The sequence below is a fragment of the Herbaspirillum lusitanum P6-12 genome (assembly GCF_000256565.1).
GTDB lineage: Bacteria > Pseudomonadota > Gammaproteobacteria > Burkholderiales > Burkholderiaceae_D > Herbaspirillum > Herbaspirillum lusitanum.
In genome coordinates this window covers 1-1,619 of record NZ_AJHH01000351.1, presented here as the reverse complement: position 1 = coordinate 1,619, position 1,619 = coordinate 1, and the positions used below count along the sequence as shown (strand labels likewise).

Genomic DNA, 1,619 nt, shown 5'->3' with positions numbered 1-1,619 from the left:
TGCGCTTCGTTGGAGACATCGCCGCTGGCCCTGGTCCAGCGCCGACAGCGCAGGGCCGACGATGCAGACCGAGGTCCAGAGGCCGGCCAGCACGATCTTTTCCTTGCCGATGGCGTTGACGCGGTCGGCGATGCGCGGGTCTTCCCAGGTATTCATGCTGGTGCGGTCGATCACTTCTTCGTTCGGGAACACCGATTTGATTTCATCGAACATCGGGCCGGAGAAGGATTTTTCGGCGACGGTCGTCAAAATCGTCGACACCTTGAATTCCTTGGCGGCCTTGGCGACCAGGGCGACGTTATTGCGCAGCGTGACCATATCGATCGAGTGCGTGGCAAACGACATTTGCGACTGATGGTCGATCATGATCAGGGTGTGGTTGGTTGGGTTCAACAGTGTTTTGCCTGGTTGTGCTTTTGCGATTGCCATGATGTTCTCCTGAGGTATTGACGATTAATTCGATAAGGGGTGATTGCTGCGTTGGTGTCCGTCTTTGTCTGTGCCGTTCACCATGGAGCGAAGTATGGGCGAACGACGTATGAAAGAAAAACGGAAAGAATAACGATCAATCATCGAAATATTCGAAAATAGAATCAAGAGGGTACGAGGCGGTCGATATTTGCCTTGGACGCAATAAAGTTTTGCCTTGCACCGTATTTTTGCAATAGCACTTTGCCCGCATACTACGGTCCATGGAGTAAGCCCCGCCAGCTTCCACCGCCTTCGCGTCGGCCATCGTCCGCGCACCATTTCAACCGTCAAGGAATTCCATGAACACCATTCCCGCTTTCGGCCTCGGCACCTTTCGCCTGAAAGGACAGCAAGTCATCGACTCCGTCACCAACGGCCTCGAACTCGGTTACCGCCACATCGACACTGCGCAGATCTACGGCAACGAAGCCGAGGTGGGCCAAGCCGTCACCGCTGCCGGCTTGGCGCGCAAGGACTTGTTCGTCACCACCAAGATCTGGACCGACAACCTCGGCAAGAACAAACTGATTCCGAGCCTGAAGGACAGTCTGGCCAAACTGCAGATGGTACGCTGATCCACTGGCCGGCGCCCAACGACAGCATCGCCGTCGCGACCTGTATGGAAGCGCTGGCCGAAGCCAAGGCGCAGGGACTGACCAGGCTGATCGGCGTGTCCAACTTCACCATTGCCCATCTGCAGCAAGCCATCGCCGTTGTCGGCGCGCAGGAAATCGCCACCCAGCAGATCGAGATCCACCCCTTCCTGCAAAACCGCAAGGTGGTCGAGTTCGCGCGCAGCCAAGGCATCCACCTGACGGCCTACATGCCGCTGGCTTACGGCAAGGTGATGGCCGATCCAACCATCATTGAGATTGCCGGGGCGCACCAGGCCAATCCGGCCCAGATCGCGCTGGCGTGGTCGCTGCAGCAAGGCTTCGCCACGATTCCTTCATCGACCAAGCGAGCCAATTTGGAAAGCAATCTGGCAGCGCAGAACATCCGCCTCAGCGACGCCGAGATGGCCGCCATCGCCAAGCTGGACAAGGGAGAACGCCTTGCCAATCCGGACTTTGCGCCGCAGTGGGATTGATTGATGCAGCGTTGATGCTGCGTTGATGCATTGCTTGCGCCTGCATGGCGCAAGACTG

1 protein-coding gene and 1 pseudogene are annotated in these 1,619 nt (G+C 57.5%); one reads left to right on the top strand and one right to left on the bottom strand.

The features are described from left to right. A partial coding sequence (locus HLUSI_RS0111260; RefSeq protein ID WP_016834082.1) for an isochorismatase family protein occupies window positions 1-429 on the bottom strand: 429 nt, incomplete at its 3' end. A 341-nt stretch (window positions 430-770) separates the two neighbouring features. Between HLUSI_RS0111260 and dkgB the strand changes: the two are divergent. After that, window positions 771-1,561: pseudogene (gene dkgB / locus HLUSI_RS28135) on the top strand (2,5-didehydrogluconate reductase DkgB). The last annotated feature ends 58 nt before the right edge of the window (window positions 1,562-1,619 follow it).